The 21,972-nt window shown below is 70.0% G+C and carries 24 protein-coding genes; 9 read left to right on the top strand and 15 right to left on the bottom strand.

Annotated elements, in window-relative coordinates:
• Positions 1-168 precede the first annotated feature (168 nt).
• The 6 genes from FBY21_RS05650 to FBY21_RS05625 all read left to right on the top strand — a co-directional run bounded on the left by FBY21_RS05650 (position 169) and on the right by FBY21_RS05625 (position 6,562).
• Positions 169-1,218: a putative 2-aminoethylphosphonate ABC transporter ATP-binding protein gene (locus FBY21_RS05650; RefSeq protein ID WP_044403140.1), complete on the top strand. Its 1,050-nt coding sequence runs from the start codon at positions 169-171 to the stop codon at positions 1,216-1,218.
• A complete protein-coding gene (locus tag FBY21_RS05645; RefSeq protein WP_142009308.1) occupies positions 1,218-2,930 on the top strand; it encodes a putative 2-aminoethylphosphonate ABC transporter permease subunit in 1,713 nt (570 codons plus the stop codon). Before FBY21_RS05650 ends, FBY21_RS05645 begins: the two co-directional genes overlap by 1 nt.
• 15 nt (positions 2,931-2,945) lie before the next feature.
• Positions 2,946-3,773, top strand: coding sequence for a phosphonoacetaldehyde hydrolase (gene phnX, locus FBY21_RS05640; protein ID WP_142009306.1), 828 nt, complete (start codon positions 2,946-2,948; stop codon positions 3,771-3,773).
• Positions 3,774-3,821: 48 nt separating this feature from the next.
• The gene (locus FBY21_RS05635) at positions 3,822-4,841 is read left to right on the top strand and encodes a putative 2-aminoethylphosphonate ABC transporter substrate-binding protein (RefSeq protein ID WP_044403131.1); all 1,020 of its coding nucleotides are present in this window, start codon (positions 3,822-3,824) and stop codon (positions 4,839-4,841) included.
• A gap of 30 nt (positions 4,842-4,871) precedes the next feature.
• Entirely contained in the window at positions 4,872-5,327 is a 456-nt protein-coding gene (locus tag FBY21_RS05630) for a lysozyme inhibitor LprI family protein (protein ID WP_142009304.1), read from the top strand.
• A 104-nt stretch (positions 5,328-5,431) separates the two neighbouring features.
• Complete coding sequence (locus tag FBY21_RS05625; protein WP_142009302.1) at positions 5,432-6,562, top strand: TIGR03364 family FAD-dependent oxidoreductase; 1,131 nt, start codon at positions 5,432-5,434, stop codon at positions 6,560-6,562.
• A gap of 211 nt (positions 6,563-6,773) precedes the next feature.
• Here FBY21_RS05625 and FBY21_RS05620 read toward each other — a convergent pair whose 3' ends face one another.
• From FBY21_RS05620 to FBY21_RS05605, 4 genes are read right to left on the bottom strand one after another with little or no spacing between them, the layout of a single operon-like run.
• The gene (locus FBY21_RS05620) at positions 6,774-7,853 is read right to left on the bottom strand and encodes an ABC transporter permease (protein ID WP_142009300.1); all 1,080 of its coding nucleotides are present in this window, start codon (positions 7,851-7,853) and stop codon (positions 6,774-6,776) included.
• Positions 7,850-8,797, bottom strand: a complete 948-nt coding sequence (locus tag FBY21_RS05615; RefSeq protein WP_222119514.1) for an ABC transporter ATP-binding protein — start codon at positions 8,795-8,797, stop codon at positions 7,850-7,852. Before FBY21_RS05615 ends, FBY21_RS05620 begins: the two co-directional genes overlap by 4 nt.
• Positions 8,794-9,744 carry an HlyD family secretion protein gene (locus FBY21_RS05610; RefSeq protein WP_044403119.1) on the bottom strand — a complete coding sequence of 317 codons (951 nt, stop codon included), beginning with the start codon at positions 9,742-9,744 and terminating at the stop codon, positions 8,794-8,796. The genes FBY21_RS05615 and FBY21_RS05610 overlap by 4 nt, the downstream gene beginning before the upstream one ends.
• Positions 9,741-10,379, bottom strand: a complete 639-nt coding sequence (locus tag FBY21_RS05605; protein ID WP_142009298.1) for a TetR/AcrR family transcriptional regulator — start codon at positions 10,377-10,379, stop codon at positions 9,741-9,743. Before FBY21_RS05605 ends, FBY21_RS05610 begins: the two co-directional genes overlap by 4 nt.
• Before the next feature lie 146 nt (positions 10,380-10,525).
• Here FBY21_RS05605 and FBY21_RS05600 point away from each other — a divergent pair, with 146 nt between their 5' ends.
• A complete protein-coding gene (locus tag FBY21_RS05600; protein WP_074971425.1) occupies positions 10,526-10,753 on the top strand; it encodes a hypothetical protein in 228 nt (75 codons plus the stop codon).
• Between the two features lie 60 nt (positions 10,754-10,813).
• Here the strand turns inward: FBY21_RS05600 and FBY21_RS05595 are convergent, their stop codons facing one another.
• From FBY21_RS05595 to FBY21_RS05585, 3 genes are all read right to left on the bottom strand, one after another.
• On the bottom strand, positions 10,814-11,032 hold the full coding sequence (locus FBY21_RS05595) for a DUF2188 domain-containing protein (RefSeq protein ID WP_044403112.1): 219 nt from the start codon (positions 11,030-11,032) through the stop codon (positions 10,814-10,816).
• Between the two features lie 115 nt (positions 11,033-11,147).
• On the bottom strand, positions 11,148-11,372 hold the full coding sequence (locus FBY21_RS05590) for a hypothetical protein (protein ID WP_044403109.1): 225 nt from the start codon (positions 11,370-11,372) through the stop codon (positions 11,148-11,150).
• A 62-nt stretch (positions 11,373-11,434) separates the two neighbouring features.
• Positions 11,435-11,707: a hypothetical protein gene (locus FBY21_RS05585; protein ID WP_044403107.1), complete on the bottom strand. Its 273-nt coding sequence runs from the start codon at positions 11,705-11,707 to the stop codon at positions 11,435-11,437.
• 509 nt (positions 11,708-12,216) lie between these two features.
• Here FBY21_RS05585 and FBY21_RS05580 point away from each other — a divergent pair.
• Positions 12,217-12,519, top strand: coding sequence for a hypothetical protein (locus FBY21_RS05580; protein ID WP_074971423.1), 303 nt, complete (start codon positions 12,217-12,219; stop codon positions 12,517-12,519).
• A gap of 73 nt (positions 12,520-12,592) precedes the next feature.
• Here the strand turns inward: FBY21_RS05580 and egtB are convergent, their stop codons facing one another.
• Positions 12,593-14,704: an ergothioneine biosynthesis protein EgtB gene (egtB, locus tag FBY21_RS05575; protein WP_142009295.1), complete on the bottom strand. Its 2,112-nt coding sequence runs from the start codon at positions 14,702-14,704 to the stop codon at positions 12,593-12,595.
• A gap of 437 nt (positions 14,705-15,141) precedes the next feature.
• Here egtB and FBY21_RS05570 point away from each other — a divergent pair, with 437 nt between their 5' ends.
• Positions 15,142-15,576: a phosphotransferase system, HPr-related protein gene (locus FBY21_RS05570; RefSeq protein ID WP_142009293.1), complete on the top strand. Its 435-nt coding sequence runs from the start codon at positions 15,142-15,144 to the stop codon at positions 15,574-15,576.
• Positions 15,577-15,607: 31 nt separating this feature from the next.
• Here FBY21_RS05570 and FBY21_RS05565 read toward each other — a convergent pair whose 3' ends face one another.
• From FBY21_RS05565 to FBY21_RS05535, 7 genes are all read right to left on the bottom strand, one after another.
• Entirely contained in the window at positions 15,608-16,585 is a 978-nt protein-coding gene (locus tag FBY21_RS05565; protein WP_142009290.1) for a lysylphosphatidylglycerol synthase domain-containing protein, read from the bottom strand.
• Positions 16,582-17,790, bottom strand: coding sequence for a cardiolipin synthase ClsB (gene clsB, locus FBY21_RS05560; protein ID WP_142009288.1), 1,209 nt, complete (start codon positions 17,788-17,790; stop codon positions 16,582-16,584). Before clsB ends, FBY21_RS05565 begins: the two co-directional genes overlap by 4 nt.
• Entirely contained in the window at positions 17,787-18,575 is a 789-nt protein-coding gene (locus tag FBY21_RS05555; protein ID WP_074971415.1) for an endonuclease/exonuclease/phosphatase family protein, read from the bottom strand. Before FBY21_RS05555 ends, clsB begins: the two co-directional genes overlap by 4 nt.
• Positions 18,572-19,495: a DUF72 domain-containing protein gene (locus FBY21_RS05550; RefSeq protein WP_142009286.1), complete on the bottom strand. Its 924-nt coding sequence runs from the start codon at positions 19,493-19,495 to the stop codon at positions 18,572-18,574. Before FBY21_RS05550 ends, FBY21_RS05555 begins: the two co-directional genes overlap by 4 nt.
• 12 nt (positions 19,496-19,507) lie before the next feature.
• Positions 19,508-20,788, bottom strand: coding sequence for a zinc-dependent alcohol dehydrogenase (locus tag FBY21_RS05545; RefSeq protein ID WP_142009284.1), 1,281 nt, complete (start codon positions 20,786-20,788; stop codon positions 19,508-19,510).
• 110 nt (positions 20,789-20,898) lie between these two features.
• A complete protein-coding gene (locus FBY21_RS05540; RefSeq protein WP_142016282.1) occupies positions 20,899-21,507 on the bottom strand; it encodes a prepilin-type N-terminal cleavage/methylation domain-containing protein in 609 nt (202 codons plus the stop codon).
• Positions 21,507-21,944, bottom strand: coding sequence for a GspH/FimT family pseudopilin (locus FBY21_RS05535; protein ID WP_107330003.1), 438 nt, complete (start codon positions 21,942-21,944; stop codon positions 21,507-21,509). Before FBY21_RS05535 ends, FBY21_RS05540 begins: the two co-directional genes overlap by 1 nt.
• Positions 21,945-21,972: the final 28 nt, after the last annotated feature.

The following is a 21,972-nucleotide window of genomic DNA, read 5'->3' as shown; positions in this document are numbered from 1 at the left end:
GGCCGCTGCGCACACTACCAGAGCGCTGGCCTATACCAAATCCGCCAATGCCACTATCGGTGGGCTTGGGGTTATCGCCACATGGATTTCGCATTTGCTCCCTAGCATCAGCCTCGTCGAGCCGTACCGCGCTTCCTACGGTGCGCCAGTGTTCTGCGAGGTCCTGTCATGTCCGCCACCCCCTATCTGCAGGCTTGCGAAGTGCGCAAGCGCTTCGGCAGCTTCACCGCCCTGGACGGGGTGTCCCTGGACATCGCCGAAGGCGAGCTGGTGTGCCTGCTGGGCCCCTCCGGCTGTGGCAAGACCACGCTGCTGCGCTGCATCGCCGGGCTGGAGCGGCAGGACGCCGGCGTGCTGCGCATGGGCGGGCGGGACATCTCCCACCTGCCGCCCCAGGCCCGTGACTACGGCATCCTGTTCCAGTCCTATGCGCTGTTCCCCAACCTCAGCGTCGAGCAGAACATCGCCTACGGCCTCACCGGCGCCAGCCGTGAAGAAGCCCGCCAGCGCGTGGCGCAGATGCTCGAACTGGTGGGCCTGACCGGCAGCGAGAAGAAGTACCCCGGCCAGCTGTCCGGCGGCCAGCAGCAGCGCGTGGCCCTGGCCCGTGCCCTGGCGCCGTCGCCGTCGCTGCTGTTGCTGGACGAGCCCATGTCGGCGCTGGACGCCCGCGTCCGCGAGCACCTGTGCACCGAGCTGCGCCAGCTGCAGAAGCGCCTGGGCATCACCACCCTGATGGTCACCCACAACCAGGACGAGGCCATGCTCATGGCCGACCGCATCGCGGTGATGAACCACGGCCGGGTCGAGCAGTACGACACACCCGAAGCCATCTACCGGCGTCCGGCCACGCCTTTCGTCGCCAGCTTCGTCGGCCAGGGCAACTGGCTGCCGTTCGAGGGCCGCGACGGGCGCCATGCTCGGGTCGGCGACCTGCGCCTGTGCCTGCCCGAGCAGGCGGGCGAGGGCGCCAGTGGCCAGCTGTTCTGCCGCCCCGAGGCCATCGCCGTGGAGCCCGGCCAGGACGACGACAACCGCTTCCGCGCCCAGGTGCGCGAGATCACCTTCCTCGGCAACCGCTGCCGGGTGAGTTTCGAGCTGGACGCCTTGCCCGGCCACCCGCTGCTGGCCGAGCTGGACCCGGCGCAGATGCCGCGCCTCGGCGGGCCGGACATCTGGGTGGCGCTGCCGTCCCGCAGCCTGCAGGTGTTCGCCTGATGGAGCGCACCCTGGCCCTCCCGCAGAGTGCCCGCCGTCGCCCGGGCGACCTGGGGGACCGCCTGTTCATCCAGGGCGGCAAGTGCCTGTTCCTGGCCTTCCTCGCCGTCGCCGTGGTGCTGCCCCTGGCGGCCATCTTCTGGCGCGGCTTCAGCGGCGAAGCCGGGCAGGGCGGTGGCCTGGTGGCCGCCCGCGAGCTGCTGGCCAGCGCCAACTTCCACTGGCTGCTGGGCAACAGCCTCAAGGTTTCCCTCAGCGTCGCCGCCCTGGTGGTGCCGGTGGCCTACCTGTTCGCCTACGCCCTGACCCGCACGCTGATCCCGGCCAAGGGGCTGTGGCGCGGCATCTCCCTGTTGCCGCTGCTGGCGCCCTCGATGCTGCCGGGCATCGCGCTGATCTACCTGTTCGGCAACCAGGGGCTGTTGCGTGGCTGGCTGCCGGACAACATCTACGGCTTCTGGGGCATCGTCCTGGGCGAGGCCATCTACACCTTCCCCCATGCGCTGATGATCCTCATCTCGGCGCTGTCCCTGGCCGACGGCCGCCTGTTCGACGCCGCCTCCAGCATGGGCGCCGGGCCCTGGAAGGCCTTCCGCAGCATCACCTGGCCGGCCACGCGCCAGGCCGTGTTCGCCGCCTTCTGCCTGGTGTTCACCCTGACCATCACCGACTTCGGCGTGCCGGTGGTGGTGGGCGGCGACTACCAGGTACTGGCCCTGGAGGCCTACAAGGCGGTGGTGGGGCAGCAGCAGTTCGGTCGCGGTGCGCTGATCGGCATGGTGCTGCTGCTGCCGGCGCTGCTCAGCTTCGGCGTCGATGCCTGGCTGCGCCGGCGCCAGGGCGATGCCATGAGCGGTCGCGCCCAGGTCCACCAGCCCAAGCCCTCGCGCCTGCGGGATGCCGGCTTCCTCGCCCTGGTGCTGCTGGTCTGCGCCGTGCTGCTGGGGGTGCTGGGCATGGCGGTGTACTCCTCGCTGGTGAAGTTCTGGCCCTACAACCTGTCACTGTCCCTGCGTCACTACGCCTTCGAGGAAACCGCCGGCGGCGGCTGGCTGGCGTACCGCAACAGCCTGACCCTGGCGAGCTGCACCGCGCTGTTCGGCGGCGCGCTGATCTTCACCGGTGCCTGGCTGATGGAGAAGACCCACGGCCAGCGCGCCCTGAACCAGGTGCTGCGCTTGCTCAGCTTCGTGCCCATGGCGGTACCCGGCCTGGTGCTGGGCCTGGGCTACGTCTTCTTCTTCAACCTGCCGGCCAACCCGCTGCACGGCCTCTACGGCAGCATGACGCTGCTGGTGGTGTGCTCCATCGCGCACTTCCTCACCACCGCGCAGATGACCGCCAGCACCGCGCTGCGCCAGCTCGACGGCGAGTTCGAGGCCGCCGCGCTGTCGCTGAAGATGCCGCTGTACCGCCACTACCTGAAGGTGACGGTGCCCATCTGCCTGCCGGCGCTGCTGGACATCGTCCGCTACCTGTTCGTTTCGGCCATGACCACCGTGTCCGCCGCGATCTTCCTCTACAGCCCGGACAGCGTGCTCGCCGCCGTCGCCGTGCTGAACATGGACGACGCCGGCAACGTCGGCGGCGCGGCCGCCATGTCCACCCTCATCCTGCTCACCTCGGCCGCCGTCTCGCTGCTGCTGGCCGGGGCCTCGCGCGGCCTGCTGCGCCGCTCCCAGGCCTGGCGCCAGACCGCGCCCGGCCACTGATCCACGGAGATCCCCATGCATTACCAGACCCCCACGCACCTGCAGGCCGCCATCCTCGACTGGGCCGGCACCGTGGTCGACTTCGGCTCCTTCGCCCCCACGCGGATCTTCGTCGAGGCCTTCGCCAGCTTCGACGTCGAGCTCAGCCTCGAGGAAGCGCGCGGCCCCATGGGCATGGGCAAGTGGGACCACATCCGCACCCTGTGCGACGTGCCGGCCATCGCCGCGCGCTTCGAGCGCCGCTTCGGCCGGCTGCCCACGGACGCGGACGTCACCGCGATCTACGAGCGCTTCATGCCGCTGCAGATCGCCAAGGTCGGCGAACACTCGGCGCTGATCCCCGGCGCCCTGGAGGCCATCGCCGCCCTGCGCGCCAGGGGGATGAAGATCGGCACCTGCTCCGGCTACCCCAGGGTGGTGATGGACAAGGTGGTGGAACTGGCCGCCGAGGCCGGCTACCGCCCGGACCACGTGGTCGCCACCGACGAGGTGCCCAGGGGCCGCCCGAGCCCGGCCCAGGCGCTGGCCAACGTCATCGCCCTCGGCCTCGACGATGTGGCCGCCTGCGTGAAGGTGGACGACACCGAGCCCGGCATCCTCGAAGGCCGCAGCGCCGGCATGTGGACTGTGGCGCTGCGCTTCTCCGGCAACTTCCTCGGCCTCGACTTCGCCGCCTACCAGGCCCTGCCGGCCGCGCGCCTGGCCGAGGAGCGCACCCGTATCGATGCGCTGTTCGCGCCGAGCCGCCCGCATTACCTGATCGACACCATCGCCGACCTGCCGGGGGTGGTCGACGCGATCAACGTCCGCCTGGCGCGCGGCGAAACCCCTGCCAACGCCTGACCACAACACGCCAAACCTGACCCCAGCACACCAACCAAGGAGCTTCACATGTTCAAGCGTCTCGCCTTCGCTGCCGCCGTTGTCGCAGGCTTCGCCCTGCAGGCCCAGGCCGCTACCGAGCTGACCGTCTACACCGCCCTGGAGGCCGAGCAGCTGGCGGCCTACAAGAAGGCCTTCGAGAAGGAAAACCCGGACATCGAGATCAAGTGGGTGCGCGACTCCACCGGCATCATCACCGCCAAGCTGCTGGCCGAGAAGGAACGCCCCCAGGCTGACGCCGTGTGGGGCCTGGCGGCCTCCAGCCTGGCCATCCTCGACCAGCAGGGCATGCTCGAGCACTACGCGCCCAAGCACCTGGACGCCATCGGCGCCAACTACCGCGACGCCGCCAACCCGCCGGCCTGGGTGGGCATGGACGTGTGGGCCGCCACCATCTGCTTCAACACCGTCGAAGCCGAGAAGCAGGGCCTGACCAAGCCCGGCAGCTGGGAAGACCTGACCAAGCCCGAGTACAAGGGCAAGATCGTCATGCCCAACCCGGCGTCTTCCGGCACCGGCTTCCTCGACGTCAGCGCCTGGCTGCAGACCTTCGGCGAGAAACAAGGCTGGGCCTACATGGATGCGCTGCACCAGAACATCGGCCAGTACGTCCACTCCGGCTCCAAGCCGTGCAAGCTGGCCGCCGCCGGCGAGTTCCCCATCGGCATCTCCTTCGAATACCCGGCGGTGCAGCTGAAGCGCCAGGGCGCGCCGCTGGACATCGTCCTGCCGAAGGAAGGCCTGGGCTGGGAAATCGAAGCCACCGGCGTGATCAAGGGCACCCAGCACGCCGACGCCGCCAGGAAGCTCGCCGACTTCTCCGCCAGCCCCGCCGCCATGGAGCTGTACAAGGAGAACTTCGCCGTCCTCGCCCAGCCCGGCATCGCCAAGCCGCAGACCGAACTGCCCGCCGACTACGAGCAGCGCCTGATCAAGAACGACTTCGCGTGGGCCTCGAAGAACCGCGATAGCATCCTCGCCGAATGGCGCAAGCGGTACGACGGCAAGTCGGAGAAGCTGCCGCAATAAGCGCCCGTCCACTCCAGGGAGGTTCATGTGATGCGCCCGGTCATGCTGTTCGGCTTCACCTCACTGCTGGTCCTTGCGCTGCCCTGCGGGGCGGCTGAGGAGGGCGCCGTGCCCAGCCAGCGCCAGTTGCGCGAAGCCTGCAGCATGAGCGGTTCGCAAGCGGACCTGAACGCCTGCCTGCGCGAGAAGCTGGGCCACAGCCAGCATGCCGTCGAACGAGCCGAGTCGGCCCTGTTCGCGGCGTTCGAGCAGTGGGACGAATCCGCTGAACAGGTCCGCACCGGTCAAGGCCGCGCACGTGCCGCCCGCCAATCATTCATCGAGTACCGGGAGCGGCAATGTGCCCTGGCCACGTCGGTCGGCGGCGGTGCCATCGGCCATGCGCTGGAGACCCGACGCCTGGCCTGTATCGCCGAACTGAACTACCAGCGCGCGCAGCAACTGGAAGCGCTGGCCCTGGAGCTGCGGGCGAGGCCGTCTTCCTGACGGGGTTATGCCCGAACGGACCCGATGATCCCGTGTCGTCATGTGCCTGTCCCACTCATGGGGCCGGCACATGACGGTCACACCTGACCCATAGGATTCCCGCAATGCCCATCCACGACACCGATATCGCCATCGTCGGCGCCGGCATCCTCGGCCTGTCCCACGCCTATGCCGCTGCCCGGCGCGGCCTGCGGGTGACGGTTTTCGAACGCAGCGAGCAGCCCCTGGGCGCCTCGGTGCGCAACTTCGGCCAGGCGCTGATCACCGGCCAGGCGCCAGGCCCGATGTTGGACCTGGCCCGCGAGGCCCGCCCGATCTGGGCGCACCTGGCCGAGTCGGCCGGCTTCCACATCCGCCGTCAGGGCTCGCTGCTGTTCGCCCGCGACGAAGCCGAAGAACAGGTGCTCGACGCCTTCTGTGCCGGCCGCGCGCGGGAGCACGGCTACACCGTCGAGCTGCTGCGCGGCGAACGCCTGGCAGCGCTGTACGACGGCCGCTTCGCCCACCACCGCGCTGCGTTGCACGGTGCCGATGACCAGCAGCTGTACTCCCGCGAGGCGCTGCCGGCCCTGGTGGCCTACCTGCGTGAGCAGATGGGCGTGACCTTCCATTTCTCCACCCTGGTGCGCGACGTCGAACCCCAGCGCGTGCACACCAGCGCCGGCAGCTGCCGCGCCGAGCAGATCATCGTCTGCTCCGGCCATGACTACCTGACCCTGCTGGCTGAGCCCATGGCCGCCCTGCAGCCCCAGGTGTGTCGCCTGCAGATGCTGCGGGTGCGCCCGGCCCGCGCCATCGGCCTCGACCATGCCGTGCTGACCGGCCTGAGCTGCACCCACTACGGCGCCTTCGCCGACCTGCCCGAGGCCATCGCCCTGCGCGAACAGGTCCAGGCCCGCCGGCCTGAACTGATCGAGCACGGCATCCACCTGCTGGTCAGCCCCACGCCCCACGGCGACCTGATCGTCGGCGACTCCCACGACTACGGCCGCGATGCCTCGCCATTCAACGCCGAAGCGGTGGACAGCCTCATGCTGGGCCTGGCCGAGCACACCCTCGGCGAGCGTTTGCAGGTGGTGGAGCGTTGGCAGGGCGTGTACGGCGCCCGTGGCCCGGCGCCGTTCAGCGTCATCCAGCCCGAGCCGGGCGTCACCGCCGTGCTGATGCACACCGGCCTGGGCATGAGCATCGGCCCGGCGCTGGGTGAGCGCACCGTGGCGTCGTTGTTGGGGTGAGTCCTGTAGGAGCGAGCTGTGCTCGCGAAGCGTTTGCGCTGGTGGGCTGAAGCCCACCCTACGGCAACCCCGTAGCCCGGGCTTCAGCCCGGGAGCGGTCCCCACCTCATTCCCGGGCTGAAGCCCGGGCTACGTCTGCATCGGAGCGGTGCCGGTGGGTTGAAGCCCACCCTGCGGGGTGATGCTTATTTACGGGGCCACGCCGACTGCCCTAGTCCAGGCGCTTGCTCACCCGCTTCACCGCCACCCCCAGCACCACCAGGTTGAACACCAGCAGTGCGACGATCTCCGGCCACAGGTCCATCAGGCTGGCGCTGCGCAGCATGATGCCGCGCGCCAGGCGCAGGAAGTGGGTGAGGGGCATCAGCTCGGCGATCCACTGGGCGAGGCGCGGCATGCCGGCGAAGGGGAACATGAAGCCGGAGAGCAGGATCTGCGGCAGGAAGATGAAGAAGGCCATCTGCATGGCCTGGAACTGGCTGCGTGCCAGGGTGGAGATGAACACCCCGAGGCTCAGGCTGGCGAACACGAACACCAGCGAGGCGCCGTAGAGCGCCAGCAGCGAGCCGCGTACCGGCACCTCGAACAGCCAGCGCCCCACCAGCAGGATCACCGTCACCTGCAGCAGGCCGATGCCGACGAAGGGCAGCACCTTGCCCAGGGTCAGCTCCCAGGGCGACACCGGGGTGGTGATCAGCAGTTCCATGTTGCCCCGTTCCCGCTCGCGGACCAGGGCGATGGCGGTGAACAGCACCATGGTCATGGTGAGGATCACCCCGATCAGCCCCGGCACCGTGTTCAGCGGCGCCAGGCGCTCCGGGTTGTAGAGGTTCACCACCTCCACACCGGTGGCGCGGGGCCAGCCGGGCAGCGGGTAGGCGGCCAGTTGGCGGGCGGAGGCCTGTACCACCTGGTCAGAACCGTCCACCACCAGTTGCAGGGGCGGGCGGTCGCGCCGTTGCAGGCGTGCCTCGAAGTCCCGGGGGATCACCAGGGCCGCGCTGATCACGCCTTCGGCGAACAGCTGGTCGAGCTGCTGCGTCGTGGCCAGGTGGTAGCGGAAGTCCAGCACCTGGCTGGCGCCCAGCTCGGCGATCACTTCCCGTGAGCGGGCGCTGTCGGCCTGGTCCAGCACGGCGGCTTGGAGGTTGCGCACGTCCATGTTGATGGCATAGCCGAACAGCACCAGCTGCAGGATGGGGATGCCGACGATCATGGCGAAGGTCAGCCGGTCGCGGCGCAGTTGGCGCAGCTCCTTGAGCACGATGGCCCCGAGCCGGCGCAGGTTCATGGGCGGGCCTCGGCGTGGGTGGTGGGACGCTGGGTGACGGTGACGAACACGTCCTCCAGGTTGGCGTCGGTGTCGCGCACGTCGGCCTCTATGCCGGCCTTCTCCAGCAGCCGGACGACGCAGTCACGGGCATCGGCTGCGGCGCTGAGCACCCGCAGGCTGGCGCCGATCTGCGCCAGGGCCAGCACTTCCGGCTGCCCTTGCAGCGCGCGCTGGGCCTGGCGGGGCTGGGCGCACTCCACCAGCAGCGGCCGGCCGGGCAGGGCGTCCATCAGCTCGGCGGGGCTGCCGTCGGCCACCAGGCGGCCGGCGTCGAGGATGCCCAGGCGGGTGCAGCGCTCGGCTTCGTCCATGTAGTGGGTGGACACCAGCAGGGTGGTGCCGGCCTCGGCCAGTTCGAACAGCGAATCCCAGAATTCCCGCCGCGATTGCGGGTCGACGGCGCTGGTGGGCTCGTCCAGCAACAGCAGGTCGGGCTTGTGCAGCACCGCCCCGGCCAGGGCCAGGCGCTGCTTCTGCCCGCCGCTGAGGGTGCCGGCCAGCTGCCGGCGGCGGTCGCCGAGCCAGTAGCGCTCCAGCAGTTCGTCGATGCGCCGGCGTGCGTGGGCGCGGTCCAGCCCTTGGACGGCGGCGAGGAAGTCCAGGTTCTCGGCGACGGTCAGGTCTTCGTAGAGGGAGAACTTCTGCGTCATGTAGCCGATGCGCCGCTTGAGGGCCTCGGCGTCCTCGGGGATGCGGCAGCCGAGCACCTCGATCTCCCCGGCGCTGGGCAGCAGCAGCCCGCAGAGCATGCGGATGGTGGTGGACTTGCCGCAGCCGTTGGGGCCGAGGAAGCCGAACACTTCGGCGCGGTTCACCTGCAGGTCGAGGTTGTCCACGGCGGCCAGCTCGCCGAAGCGCTTGGTCAGGCCCTGGGCGTGGATGACCGCTTCGCTGCCGTTCATGGCGCGCTCCAGTGGGCCTGCAGGGGCAGGCCGGCCGGCAGGCGGCGGGCGTCATCGCCCTGCAGCAGCAGCTCGGCACGGTAGGCGAGGCGGCTGGCGTCGTCGCCGGTGAGGGCGTAGTAGGGCGTGAAGGCGGCTTCGCTGGCGATGCGGCGGACCTGGGCGTCGAAGGGGGTGGCGATGCCCTCCACCTGCACCTGCAGGTGGTCGCCGATGGCCAGGCGCGGGCGTTGGGAGGCGGGCACGTAGACCCGCGCGTAGGGCGCCTCGCCCACCAGCAGGCTGGCCAGTTCGGCACCGGCCGGGGGCTGGTCGCCGGGCTTGTAGGGCAGGGCGTCCACACGGGCATCGCGCGGGGCGCGCAGGGTCAGGCGCTCGCGGGTGATGCGCAGCTGGGCGACGCGGCCCTCCGCCGCCTGCACCTGGGCTTCGGCCTGGTGCAGCTGTTCCGGGCGGGTGCCGTTGAGCAGCTCGCGCAACTGGGCGTTGGCGCTGTTCACGCTGGCGCGGGCCTGGTCGCGGGCGGCGCGGGCGCGGTCGAGGTCGGCGATGGCCACCTGGCGGCGCTCGTAGAGGGCGGCGATGCGGGTGAAGCTGCGCTCGGCGTCGGTCAGCTCGGCCTGGTAGCGGGCCAGGCTGGCGCGGGCCGCGTCGATGGTTTCGTCCCGGGAGCCGTTGCGCAGTTCGTCGAGGCGGGCGCGGGCGGCGGCCAGGTCGCCTTCCGCTTCGGCCAGGCGGGCATCGGTGCGGCGCGGGTCGAGTTCCAGCAGCACCTGGCCGGCGCTGACCTGTTCGCCTTCGGCCACGTGCCAGTCGAGGATCGGCTCGGAGGCCTCGGCAGGTACGGCGATGCGGTCCCATTCCAGGGTGCCGAGCAGCTGCGGCGGTGCGGGCTTGCAGGCGGCCAGCAGGGCCAGGCCGAGCAGGAGGAGCGGGCGGGTGTTCATGGGCGCATCTCCAGGCCCCGTTCCAGCAGGGCCAGTACGTGGTTGACCAGGGCCTCGTCGTCGAGGTCGTCACTGGCGAAGATGCCGCGCCAGAGCGAGCCGGCGGCGTAGGGCAGCATCACCAGGCCGAGCAGCGAGACCACCAGCAGGCGCGGGTCCAGGTCCGGGTTGAGGTGGCCTTCGCTGCGGGCTTCGGCGAAGCGCCGGGCCAGTTGCACCGGCAGCAGCGGGGCGAAGCGGGTCAGCACCACCCCGCGCAGGGCACCGCCTTCGCAGAGCACCTCGCGCACCCACAACGGCGGCAGCCAGGGATGCTGCGAGAGGGTCGCGCTGAGCCCGCGAACGAAGGCCCGGACCAGTTCGCGGGGCTCGTTACCAGGCGTCGCCAGGCGTTGCACCATGCCCATCAGCAGGGGCTGCAGGCGCTCTTCCACCACCGCGTCCAGCAGGCGCTCGCGGTTGCCGAAGTGGTAGTTGAGCAGCGCCGGGGTCACGCCCGCGTGCTCGGCGATGTCCCGCAGGCGGGTGGCCTGCACGCCCACTTGGGCGAAGCACTGGATGGCGCTGTCGAGCAGGCGCTCGCGCAGGTCGGGGGCGTCTCCGCTGGGGCGTCCGGGGGTACGGCTGCGGGTCATGGGGCAGGCTCCGGGGGGCGAATGGGCTTAATTAAATCCTGATTTAAATAATTCGCAAGCCGGTTGATGCGCGTATTCGAGGGGGAACTCGGGACGGGCTGGGTCAGTCAGCTCTGGGGAGACCCATCGAGAGGGGAGAACCGACCATGACGCTCTGGATCATCAGCTACCACAAGGACAACAACACCTCGACGCTTGAGCTGGAGGCGCCCGAGCGGCCGACGCCGGAGCAGGCGTGCGCGGCGGTGCTGGATTGGGCGGAGGATCATCTGCCGGCAGGGGAATACGCCGGCAGCGAGGCGCCGAGCCGGGAGCCGGCGATGCGCTTGCTCAAGCGCTATGGCGTGACCATTACGGGGATCGCGGCTCGCTAGCAGGTGGTGGCGGGCCGCACGGACGCCCCTTGCCCCGGCATGCCGGGGCAAGGGGCGGGTTCAGGCGCGGGACGGACGACGGGGCGGGGGGTAGCTCAGCTCCTGCTCGACGGTGCCGTCCTCGCTGTGGATCAGCACCGTGCCGGCGCGCTTTTCCATGAAGGCCTCGATGGCCTCCAGCAGCCGCTCCCGTTCGGCAGCGGTCTTCGACGGGCGGGTCGCGCCTTCCTTGCGCAGCTCCCAGCCCTTGTCCGTTGGGGTGATGTGGTAGCAGCCCATGCAACTCTCCTGGTGCTCGTATTGGTGTTTCCGGACTACGCGCCCCTCCTTGGGCATTGACTACCGGCGCTCATAAGAGTCGCCGGAAGTTCCCGGGTTCCATGCGCAATGCGACTCAGCGCTTGCGGCGAATGCGTCCGCGTTCCACTTCGCGGGCGTGGCGGTGCAGGTGGTGTGCATCCGCCGATAGCGTGCGGGCGGTCTTCACCAGCACTTCGGCCAATTGCGGGTCCTCCAGCTGCCGGGCGGCGCTTTCCAGGGTGATGCAGGCCATGCGGTTGTTCAGCGAGGCGTCCTTCAGGACGCAGCGCAGCCGCTCGTTGGTCCGGTTGAGCGCCATCGGGTGTGCTCCTGCTCGTCGTGGCCGCGCACGCTGCGGGTGGGCGCGGCATCCACCGGTGTTCAGAACTCTTCGGGCCCGCCGCTGCCATCGTCCGGCGGGGCTTCCAGCATCCGCTCCAGTTCGCCGATGAGCTGCGCGCCCAGGGTTTCGAACTGCGCTCGGTCGGCCCAGCGCCGGGGAATCAGCCCGGCGACGATGGACACCTGGCCGGTGCGCAGGTCCCGGGCCGAGACCACCACGTCGTCGTCGCGGATGCGGACCACGCACAGGTGGTGGTCCAGGTGTTCATCCAGGCGTCGCTGGAGTTCTTCTTCCGTGGGTTGGTAGCTCATCGGCGCCTGTTCCAGAAAGAAGCCCGGCGCATGCCGCCAGCGACCGGGCTCGAAGGGAGTCGTGTGAGTCATGGCTTGAGAGCCGGGACGGGGCACGGGAGTTCAGCTTTTTTTGCCGGCAAAATCCTTTGGCATCAGAAGGATGCCGTCGGGACGTCAAGTGGATTGGCGAAGCGAGGCGGTGCCCGGCGGCCATGCAGAATGCCCGGATCGTGCACATTGCCCGTGCAATTCGCAGGGTTCGCGAGGGTGCTCGGCGGGCCCGGAAGATCGATTTGGCATCAAGGTGCCACTGATTAGGTGGACAGGCCTTCTACTCGCATCGGGCTCGCATCGATTAACGCCATGGAAAGCTGGACTGGCATGGAACTGGCTATGGCCTGCTCCACGCACGGCGCGCGCGCCCGATTACGGACATTAAAGGCCGGTGGCCAAGGCCGGCCCTACGCATGCCGTGAATGATTCCCCCATGCCTGCTCCCAGGCAGGCCGAGCACAAGGAGATGCCCGATGACCCAGACCCTGTCCCACAAGCAGATCGACCACTGGCTGGCCCAGTCCATTCCGGGGTGCCGGGTTGAAAGCCGTGCCGACGGCGATGGCACCTTCAGCCTGTTCATGTACAACTCGGCCACCCAGGAATCCTTCAAGGTCAGCGCCCTGAAACCGCAGGACTACCCCGACTCCCGCGCGCTGCGTCGCCTGGGCAAGCAGGTGTTCGAGGACATGGTGCTGCTGCAGGCCGGCTGCGGCGGCCGCCGTCTCACCCGGCTCGCCAACGCACAACAGGCCGAGATCCGCCAGGCGGTCTGACTGTCGCTGCACACCCGCCGGGGCCGTTCGTGCCTCGGTGGCTTGCTTCAGGCTCAGGGCCTGGCCATTCCGCTCACCCGCTCTCCAACACAAACATCCCCACCTGCGGCGCCGGGCTCAGCCAGTGGCGGGCGAGGCGCCAACCGGATTGGGCGGCCATGTCGGCGATGCCTTCCAGGCTGTACTTGTGCGAGCACTCGGTGTGCAGTCGCTCGCCGGCGGCGAAGTGGAAGCGCTGGCCGGCGGCGTTCACCACCTGGTCCCGCTGGCTGACCAGGAACATCTCCATGCACTGCGCCTGCGGATTCCAGCGGGCCAGGTGCTGGAAGGCGTCGAGGTCGAAGGTGCCGCCCAGTTCGCGGTTGATGCGGGTCAGCAGGTTCTTGTTGAACTGGGCGGTGATGCCGTCCCCGTCGTCGTAGGCCGCCTCCAGGGTGGCCACGTCCTTCTGCATGTCCAGCCCGAGGATCAGCCGTGAGTCGCGGCCCAGGTAGCGGCGCACCGAGCGCAGGAAGCGCAGGGCCTCCGGCGGGCTGAAGTTGCCCAGGGTTGAGCCGGGGAAGAACGCCACGCGAGGGCGCGAGGCCACGGCGGCGGGCAGGTGGGGCAGGTGGCTGAAGTCGCCGACCTGGGGCAGGACCCGCAGCCTCGGGTAGGCCGCCTCCAGCATGGCGGTGGCCTTGCGCAGGGCCGATTCCGAGATGTCGATGGGCAGGTAGACGCCCACCTGCGGGGCGGCGTCCAGCAGCAGGCGGGTCTTCAGGCTGGCACCGCTGCCGAACTCCACCAGGGCGGCCCCCCGTGGGATGACGCTCGACAGCTCCCCGGCGATCGCCTCCAGCAGCGCCGTTTCCATGCGCGTCGGGTAGTACTCGCGGGTGCGGCAGATGGCTTCGAACAGCTCCGAGCCGGTGGCGTCGTAGAAGTACTTGGGCGGCAGGCTCTTGTCCGGGGCGCCCAGCCCGGCGCGTACGTCTTCGGCGAAGGAGGTGTCCGGCCCGGCTTCCCGCTGTGCGCCGGCCGGATCGCGGGCCAGGCGCAGGCCGGCGAACATCCAGCGCTGGTGCGGGTAGAAGAAGTTGCGGTAGCTCACCCGGGCGTGACCGGCCGGGGTGATGCTGGCGCCGCCGCGCAGCACCATCTGGCTGACCATGAACTTGCCGTTGTATTCGCCCACCGCGCCTGCGGAGGGGCGGAAGCCGGGGTAGGGCGCGTAGGCGCTCGCCGTCCATTGCCAGGCGCTGTCTTCCACCTGGCCCAGCACGCCGCTGCGGGCGGCCACTTCCCATTCCGCTTCGCTGGGCAGCCGCGCCTCGGCCCACAGCGCATAGGCGCAGGCCTCGTAGTAGCAGATGTGGCGCACCGGCGCATCGGGCACCAGCGGGCGCAGGCCACCCAGGCCCAGCTCCTGCCAGCCATCCCCCTGGCGCTGCCAGTACAGCGGCGCCCGCCAGCCCTCGGCCTGGACCCGCGCCCAGCCATCGGCCAGCCAGAGGTCGGGGCGCTGGTAGCCGCCGTCGTCGATGAAGGCCTGCCAATCGCCGTTGGTCACCAGGCGATCGCAGATCTGGAAGGGTTGCAGGTAGGTGGTGTGCCGTGGGCCCTCGTTGTCGAACGCGAAGCCGTCGCCATCGTGCCCCAGCTCCACCAGCCCGCCCGGCAGCGAGACGAAGCGCCCGGGCCGGTCGCCCTCCGGCTCCTGCCAGCGCGGATCGTAGGCCGGCGACAGCGGCGAGCGGCTGAACAGGTGCAGCACGTCCATCAGCAGCAGTTCCTGGTGCTGCTCCTCGTGGGCCAGACCCAGCTCCAGCAGGGCCAGGTCGGGCTCGGCCAGGTCCGGGATGAGCCGCTCCATGTGCGCATCCACGTGGGCCCGGTAGGCCAGCACCTCGTGCAGGGGCGGCCGGGTCAGCAGGCCGCGCTCGGGGCGTGGCTGCCGGGGGCCGACCGCCTCGTAGTAGGAGTTGAAGAGGTAGGCGAAGGCCGGGTCGAACACCCGGTAACCCGCCAGGCGCGGCAGCAGAAAGGTTTCGAAGAACCAGCTGGTATGGCCCAGGTGCCACTTGCTCGGACTGGCGTCCGGCATGGACTGCACCACCATGTCCTCTTCGCCAAGGGGGGCCACCAGGTTTTCGCTCTGGCGGCGGACGTGCCGGTAGCGCTTGAGGTACGGGGTGCTGTTCATCGCGGTTCTCTCAGTGCTGTGGGCAGGACTGTTGGATGCGCGGCGGGGCCGTAAGGGGTGTGAGTCCGGTGCTGCGGAGGAAGTTCGGGCTCGATGCGCCAGCGGCTGGCTGGCTTTCTGATAAATCAGGTTATTAATGAATTATAAGGCACTGATAAATAACGATTTGAGGGTCAGTAAATGCGGCGGATCAGCCGGCATGCCTCGATCAGTTCTCCCTATTCCAAGTATTTCGCTGGGTTATGGTGATTCCATGTGATGTTTTACATTACTAAAGAATGGTAATTAGCTGATAAATAACACTATTTATCTTGATTGAGGAATGAGTGATGCCAGTGTCTGCCCCACCACCGACGTTCCCGCTGGCCGTTCCTCGCTCAACCTGAATCTTGCCGCCGGGCCCCGGTCCACCTAGAGGACAACTGGAGGAAATCACCATGAAATCGAACAAGCCGAGCGCCCGCATCCACGAGATCGACGACATCGAGGACCGCATGGGAACGATGGAGCAGCTGGACTTCAGCGAGCGCAAGGATGAACGCCAGGGCCGCGTCGGCGACCTGCGATCCGAAGAGGAGCTGGAGCGGGAGTTCCCGGACGAACGCGTGCGCGAGGCCGGCATGACCGGCGGCGAGACCCTGGGGCAGAGCCTGCATGAGGACGGCGTCTCCGATGACGACCTGAGCCCCGAGACGCTGATCGACGAGAACGGCGAACGCCTGGGCCGGGGCACCACCGGCAGCCTGCCGGCAGACAAGGAACTGAGCGTGGTGGGCGCTGACGAGATCGGTGCCGGAGACGGTCTGGACGAAGCCGAAGAGGGCCGCGCCTACCCCCTGGACGGCAAGCCCTGGGACGGCGAGGCGCGCTGAAGGGGCCGGGCGGCGGGCTACGGCCCGCCGCTCAGCCTTTCGCCTGGGCCGGCTCGCCCTTCTCCTCGCGCCAGTCCACGCGGCGCAGCCGGCGTGCCCGGCGCTCCAGCACCAGGTAGACCACGCAGGCCACCGCCAGCGGCAGCAGGAAGTAAATGGCCCGGTAGCCGATCAGCGCTGCCAGCAGGGTGCCCTTGGCGAACTGGTGCTGCATCAGCGCGATGAACACCGCCTCCAGCACCCCCAGTCCGGCGGGGATATGGGTGACCACGCCAGCGATGCTGCTGATCAGCAGGATGCCGAGCACCGTCGGGTAGAACGCCTGGGGCGGCAGCAGCACGTAGATCAGCAGCGCCATCAGCGCCCAGTTCAGCATCCCCAGGCCGACCTGCACCAAAGCCATACGCAGGCTCGGCAACGTCAGCTCCTGCTGGCGGATGCGCCAGGTGCGGCGCCTGGCGAAGCGGCAGGCGGCCAGGTAGCCGAGGGACAGCGCCACCAGCACGACGCCGATCACCTGCAGGCCGGTCTCGCCGATCTTCCAGTTCTCCGGCAGTTCCACCAGGCGCAGGGCGAACACGCAGCCGGCCAGCAACATGTAGCCGAGCCAGTTGGTCATCAGGCTCAGGCTCAGCACCTGGGTGATGGTCGGCACGTCGAGCCCCAGGCGCGAGTAGAGCCGGTAGCGCATGGCGATGCCGCCCACCCACGAACTCAGGTTGAGGTTGAAGGCGTAGCAGACGAAGGTCACCGGGAAGGTCTGCCACGCCGGCAGCTTGTGGTCCGTGTAGTGGCGGCCCACCAGGTCGAAGCAGCAATAGGTGGCGTAGCTCGCCACGCACGCGGCCAGGCCCAGGGCCAGGGTCCCGGCGCTGTAGGCGGAGAGGGCGCGGACGACCTCGTCCCAGTCCATGTTCTTCACCAGCAGGAACAGCAGCACGGGCACCAGGCAGAAGAAGAACACCGTCAGCGCCCGCTTGCCCCAGGTGAACCAGCGTTGGCGATTCATCGGGCCTGCTCCTGTTCCAGCACCGCGTCCTTGGGCTCCACCGGTGTCACCGGCTCGACCCGCGGCGAATGCGCCGGCAGCAGCCCGGCGAGGGCGGGGAAGTGCCGCAGGAAGTGGAAGCACAGGAAGATCAGCGGCGCGCGCCACCAGTGGCCCCGGGTGATGCGCTGCAGGGTCACCGCCTTGCAGTGCTGCTGGGCCAGCTGGGTGAGGTGGTCGTGCAACTGGCGGTTGAACGCCGCATCGCGGATCACCACGTTCGCCTCCAGGTTCAGCGACAGGCTCAGCGGGTCGAGGTTGCTGGAGCCCACCGTTGCCCACTCGCTGTCCACCAGCGCCACCTTGCCGTGCAGCGGGCGGCGGCAGTATTCGTGGATCACCACGCCGTCGCGCAGCAGGTAGTTGTAGAGCAGCCGCGAGCACAGGCGGACGATGGGCATGTCCGGCATGCCCTGCATGATCAGCGTCACCTTCACCCCTCGGCGCGCAGCGTTGCGCAGCTCGCGCAGCAGGCGATAGCCGGGGAAGAAATAGGCATTGGCCACCACCAGGCGCTGGCGGGCGCTGCGCAGCGCCTCCAGGTACTGCTCCTCGATGTCGTTGCGGTGGGCCGCGTTGTCCCGCAGCACCAGGCGCAGGCGCGAGCTCCCCACCTGGCGCGGCGTCGGCGGCGGCACGGGGCTGGGCGGCTCCGGCGCATGGGCCAGCAGGTCGCGGCAGGCCCGGTGCAGGTCGGCGACGATGGGGCCGCGCAGGGCCACCGCGTAGTCCTGCTTGGCCATCTCGCCGTAGTCGGCCAGGTGGTCGGCGCCGAAATTGATGCCGCCGATGAAGCCCAGCTCGCCGTCCACCACCACCAGCTTGCGGTGCAGCCGGCGGAACAGGTTGGTGCGCAGGCCCAAGCGCCGGGGCTGCGGGTCGAACATGCGCAGGTTCACCCCGGCGGCCGCCAGCTCCGCCACGTAGTGCTCGCCGAGGTCGGCGGTGCCGTAGCCGTCCACCGTGGCCTCCACCCGCACGCCCCGGGCCGCGGCGGCCAGCAGGGCCTCCTTGAGGCGCTGGCCGACCTTGTCCTCGAAGATGATGAAGGTCTCCAGCAGGACCTCGTGGCGGGCCTGTTCGATGGCCTCGAACACGCGGGGGAAGAAGGCCTCGCCATTGATCAGCAACTCCACCTGGTTGCCGTCTCGCCATGGGTAACTCACAGGTGCACCTCCACCAGCAGCGGAGCGTGATCGGACAGGTGCGACCACGGGCGCTGCCGCAAGACTTGGGGGGAATGGGCGCTGGCGTTGCGCAGGTACACGCGGTCCAGCGGCAACAGCGGCCAGCGCGCGGGAAAGCTGCGCGCCGGCGCGCCATGGGCCTCGACGAAGGCCTCGCGCAGGCCGCAGGCGGCCAGCACCGGGTCGGCGCGCTGGCGCCAGTCGTTGAAGTCACCGGCCACGATCACCGGCGCCTCCGAAGGCAGGCCCGCCACCCGATCGCGGAGCAGGGCCAGCTGCTGCTGGCGATGGGCCTCGCGCAGCCCGAGGTGCACGCAGATGGCGTGCACCTCGTCGTGCCCGGGCACCTGCAGCACCGAATGCAACAGGCCGCGCTCCTCGTTGCCGGCGATGGACACGTCGAGGTTCTCGTGGCGCAGGATCGGGAACTTGGAGAGCAGCGCGTTGCCGTGGTCGCCGTCCGGGTAGACCGCGTTGCGGCCATAGGCGTAGGCGCCCCACATGCTGTCGGCGAGGAACTCGTATTGCGGCGTGGGCGGCCAGTCCTGGTAGCGCCGGGAGTGGCGACGGTGGGTGCCGAGCACTTCCTGCAGGAACACCAGGTCCGCCCCCAGGGTGCGCACCGCATCGCGCAGCTCCGGGAGGATGAAGCGCCGGTTCAGCGCGGTGAAGCCCTTGTGGGTGTTCACCGTGATGATCCGCAGGCGCCGCACCGCCTCGGCGCCGTCGAGCCCGGGCAACGGGCGACCGGGGGCCAGGCTCATGGCAGCACCCCCTCGGCCGGCGGCTGGCCCGGGCGCACCGCCAGATCCCGGTCCAGCCCCAGGCGTTCCAGCAGGCGGCGGGCGTCGTAGGGCGCGCGCACCTTCAGGTCGTTGTCGAAGTAGCAATAGACGTCCCGGGAGCCGCCCTCGGCGAGCTGGTCGGGCTCGGCCAGGCGCGCATCGGGCACCTGCCGGCCCCGCTGCCAGGCCTCGATGCGCCGCTGCCAGGCCTCCAGGGCCTCCTCGCTGTAGCCGCTGGCGTAGAGCGCCTTGTCACCGTGCAGGCGCAGGTAGACGAAGTCGGCGGTCAGGTCCTCCAGCAGCGGCCACTTGCCGGCGGTGTCCGCCACCACCAGTGCCACCCCGTGGCGGCGCAGCAACTCGATGAAGGCCGGGCTGCGGAAGCTCTCGTGGCGGATCTCCACCGCATGGCGCAGGCGGGTGCCCGGCGCCAGGTCCAGGTAGCCCTCGCGGTGCATGCGCGGCTCGCACTGGTGGGCCAGCGCCAGGGCCTGCTCGCCGTCGTGGGGCAACTGCGCCAGGAAGGCCTCGAAGCGCTCGGCATCGAAGCGGAAACTGGGCGGGAACTGCCAGAGCAGGGCGCCCAGCCGGGGCCCCAGGCGCAACAGGCCCGAGGCCATGAAGTTGGCCAGCGGTGCCTCGATGTCGCGCAACCGCCGCACATGGGTGATGAAGCGCGGCGCCTTGACGCTGAAGACGAAGCCCTCCGGCGTCTGGGCCGCCCAGTCCGCATAGCGCTCCGGGGTCTGCAGGGCGTAGAAGCTGCCGTTGATCTCGATGCTGCCGACGGCGCGGGCGGCGAAGGCCAGCTCGCGCTTCTGCGCCAGCCCCTCGAGGTAGAAGTCGCCCCGCCAGGGGGCATAGCGCCAGCCGGATATGCCGATGCGTACGCAAGCCATGGGCGTCCCCCGTCAGCGCTGGCGGTCGTCGGCGGCCCGCTGCAGGGCGCCGGCCACCTGTTCGGCGTCCTTCACCTGCTCCTCGCCGGCAGTGCCGGCCGAGCCGTGGCGCTGGGGATGCAGCTCCACCTTGATCCAGCCGGCCTCGCGCCGGTCGAAGGCCTTGAACGCCTCGATGGCATCGCCCATGGGCTTGACCTGGGTGAGGATGCGCGCCGGGTCGATGCGCTTGGCCAGCACCAGTTCGATCAGCCGGGGGATGTACTTGCGGTGGTGGCAGTTGCCCATGTTCAGGGTGAGGTTCTTGTTCATCGCCAGGCCGATGGGGAAGTGCCGCGCCTGGGGCGGGTAGACGCCGATGATGGACAGCGTGCCGGCCTTGGCCAGGCCCTCCACGGCCCACTGCAGGGCCTGGCTGGGGGCGTCGCCGGGGTGCCAGTTGGCGCCGTCCGGGTGGGTGCGCGGGGTCAGCTCGGCCATTTCCTGGCGCTGCGCTCTGCCGCTGGCGCATCCGTGCTCGGCGTCCACGCCCACGGCGTCGATGGCGCGGTCCACGCCGATGCCGTCGGTGAGCCGGCGCAGCACCTGCACCGGGTCTTCCCGGTCGAAGTCGATCACCTCGGCGCCTTGCTGGCGGGCCATGCGCAGGCGGTCGGGCCGGTGGTCCACGGCGAACACCCGCGCCGCGCCGAAGAGGAACGCGCTGGCGATGGCGAACTGGCCCACCGGCCCGCAGCCGAACACCGCCACGGTGTCGCCGGGGGTGATCTCGGCCATCTCGGCGCCGAAGTAGCCGGTGGGGAAGATGTCGGACAGCAGGATGGCCTGGTCGTCGCTGATCTCGCTGGGCAGGCGCACCAGGCCGATGTTGGCGTGGGGGATGCGCGCCTTCTCCGCCTGCAGCCCGTGGAACGGGCCGGTGGCGGCGGGGCCGCCGTAGAAGGCGGTGCCGGTCTCCTTGCCGTTGGGGTTGGCGACGTCGCACTGGGCGTAGTAGCCGGCCCGGCAGTAGCTGCAGTTGCCGCAGGCGATGGTGGAGGGCACCACCACCCGGTCGCCCACCTGCAGGTTGCGCACGTCGTCCCCCAGGGCCTCGACGATGCCGACGCCCTCGTGGCCGAGGATGGTGCCCTTGACCATGCCGCTGACGCTGCCGCGCACGAAGTGCAGGTCGGTGCCGCAGATGGCCGAGGCCGTGAGGCGGATGATGGCGTCCGTCGGGGCCTGCAAGGTGGGTTCGGGCACATCCTCCAGGCGGATGTCGCCCACGTCATGGAAAACCACGGCCTTCATGCTGGCTGCTCCTGTCTGGCTCCGGGACCGGCCGGGGTCGTGCCCGGCCACCTGATGAGTCCGACTGGGGCAGGGCGGTGGGGTTCAGGTTTTCTGCCCGGGCGGGCGGCTCAGTCCAGGGGGCCGAACACCTGGCGGTAGCGCTCGCGCCCCTGGGGCGTTTCGCGGCTGAAGCGCAGCTCCAGGCCCCGGGGATTGCGCACCGGCGTACCGGCCAGGGCGTGCCAGCCGCTGCCCTCGGCCCAGGTGCGCAGCTGGAAGTCGCCGATGCCTTCCAGCACCGTCACCGCGCGCCCCAGGGGCGGCAGCGGGTAGCGCTGCGCCGGGGCGGAGGTGGCGCGCCGCAGCACGCCGCCTTCCACCCACCAGCGCACCCGTTGCAAGGCGCCGGGCTGGCCGGGGGCGCGGCGTACCAGCTCCAGGCGGGTGGGCAGCCGGCCGCCGCCGCGCACCTGCACCGCCGCCAGGCGCTCGGCGGGGGGCGGCGGGTCGTCGGCCCGGCGCGGGGGTTCCAGCTCCACCCCGGCGCGCTGGTCCAGGTCCCGCTGCAGCTGGTTCAGTGCCCGCAGCAGGGCGTCGTCCCGCTCGGTGGCCAGGCGCAGGTGCTCGTCGGCGCGGCTGACGCTGTCCAGGCCGCGCCAGGCGATCAGCGCCACCACCGCCATCAGCAGGATCGCCACCATCACCTCGATCAGGGTGAAACCCCGCTGGCGCGCCATCATTCCAGCTCCAGGCGGCCGTCGGCGCCGCGCACCAGGGCGACCCGGTTCACCCCGTCGGAGAGTTCCACCCGTGCCGGGCTGCCCAGCCATTCGGCGTCCAGCAGCAGCCGTGGCGGGGTCGCCCGCACCCGCGCGCCGGCCAGTTGCCAGGGGCGCGGGCGCAGCGTGGCATCGCCGTCCAGGGCACTGCCGGCCGACGCGCCCAGGCGGCGGAAGCGGTAGCCGCGCTCGTCCGCCTCCCAGGCGATCACCTCGCCGCTGCTGCGGGCCTCGTCCTGGGCCACCTGCAGCAACAGCACCAGGCGCCGCGCCTCGTCCCGCAGCAGGCGCGCCGGGTCGGGGCGGATGCTCAACCCCACGGCGGCGCTGGCAATGCCGATCACCACCAGCACCACCATCAGCTCCACCAGGGTGAAACCCCGAGCCCGTGACACAAAACCGTGAAGATCGCCTGCTAGGGTC

This window comes from Pseudomonas sp. SLBN-26 (assembly GCF_006715895.1).
Lineage (GTDB): Bacteria > Pseudomonadota > Gammaproteobacteria > Pseudomonadales > Pseudomonadaceae > Metapseudomonas > Metapseudomonas otitidis.
Note: the sequence above shows the minus strand (reverse complement) of the source record. Positions and strands in the feature narration are given on the sequence as shown.

Bases quoted from the DNA above. Each gene is read 5' to 3' on its own strand.
- egtB (WP_142009295.1), bottom strand. From the start codon at position 14,704: ATGAACAGCACCCCGTACCTCAAGCGCTACCGGCACGTCCGCCGCCAG.
- FBY21_RS05550 (WP_142009286.1), bottom strand. From the start codon at position 19,495: ATGGCTTGCGTACGCATCGGCATATCCGGCTGGCGCTATGCCCCCTGG.
- FBY21_RS05635 (WP_044403131.1), top strand. From the start codon at position 3,822: ATGTTCAAGCGTCTCGCCTTCGCTGCCGCCGTTGTCGCAGGCTTCGCC.
- FBY21_RS05565 (WP_142009290.1), bottom strand. From the start codon at position 16,585: ATGAATCGCCAACGCTGGTTCACCTGGGGCAAGCGGGCGCTGACGGTG.
- FBY21_RS05580 (WP_074971423.1), top strand. From the start codon at position 12,217: ATGACCCAGACCCTGTCCCACAAGCAGATCGACCACTGGCTGGCCCAG.
- FBY21_RS05590 (WP_044403109.1), bottom strand. From the start codon at position 11,372: ATGGCGCTCAACCGGACCAACGAGCGGCTGCGCTGCGTCCTGAAGGAC.
- FBY21_RS05645 (WP_142009308.1), top strand. From the start codon at position 1,218: ATGGAGCGCACCCTGGCCCTCCCGCAGAGTGCCCGCCGTCGCCCGGGC.
- FBY21_RS05625 (WP_142009302.1), top strand. From the start codon at position 5,432: ATGCCCATCCACGACACCGATATCGCCATCGTCGGCGCCGGCATCCTC.
- FBY21_RS05585 (WP_044403107.1), bottom strand. From the start codon at position 11,707: ATGAGCTACCAACCCACGGAAGAAGAACTCCAGCGACGCCTGGATGAA.
- FBY21_RS05650 (WP_044403140.1), top strand. From the start codon at position 169: ATGTCCGCCACCCCCTATCTGCAGGCTTGCGAAGTGCGCAAGCGCTTC.
- FBY21_RS05570 (WP_142009293.1), top strand. From the start codon at position 15,142: ATGAAATCGAACAAGCCGAGCGCCCGCATCCACGAGATCGACGACATC.
- FBY21_RS05540 (WP_142016282.1), bottom strand. From the start codon at position 21,507: ATGGCGCGCCAGCGGGGTTTCACCCTGATCGAGGTGATGGTGGCGATC.
- FBY21_RS05610 (WP_044403119.1), bottom strand. From the start codon at position 9,744: ATGAACACCCGCCCGCTCCTCCTGCTCGGCCTGGCCCTGCTGGCCGCC.
- phnX (WP_142009306.1), top strand. From the start codon at position 2,946: ATGCATTACCAGACCCCCACGCACCTGCAGGCCGCCATCCTCGACTGG.
- FBY21_RS05545 (WP_142009284.1), bottom strand. From the start codon at position 20,788: ATGAAGGCCGTGGTTTTCCATGACGTGGGCGACATCCGCCTGGAGGAT.
- FBY21_RS05605 (WP_142009298.1), bottom strand. From the start codon at position 10,379: ATGACCCGCAGCCGTACCCCCGGACGCCCCAGCGGAGACGCCCCCGAC.
- FBY21_RS05630 (WP_142009304.1), top strand. From the start codon at position 4,872: ATGCGCCCGGTCATGCTGTTCGGCTTCACCTCACTGCTGGTCCTTGCG.
- FBY21_RS05595 (WP_044403112.1), bottom strand. From the start codon at position 11,032: ATGGGCTGCTACCACATCACCCCAACGGACAAGGGCTGGGAGCTGCGC.
- FBY21_RS05555 (WP_074971415.1), bottom strand. From the start codon at position 18,575: ATGAGCCTGGCCCCCGGTCGCCCGTTGCCCGGGCTCGACGGCGCCGAG.
- FBY21_RS05600 (WP_074971425.1), top strand. From the start codon at position 10,526: ATGACGCTCTGGATCATCAGCTACCACAAGGACAACAACACCTCGACG.
- FBY21_RS05615 (WP_222119514.1), bottom strand. From the start codon at position 8,797: ATGAACGGCAGCGAAGCGGTCATCCACGCCCAGGGCCTGACCAAGCGC.
- FBY21_RS05620 (WP_142009300.1), bottom strand. From the start codon at position 7,853: ATGAACCTGCGCCGGCTCGGGGCCATCGTGCTCAAGGAGCTGCGCCAA.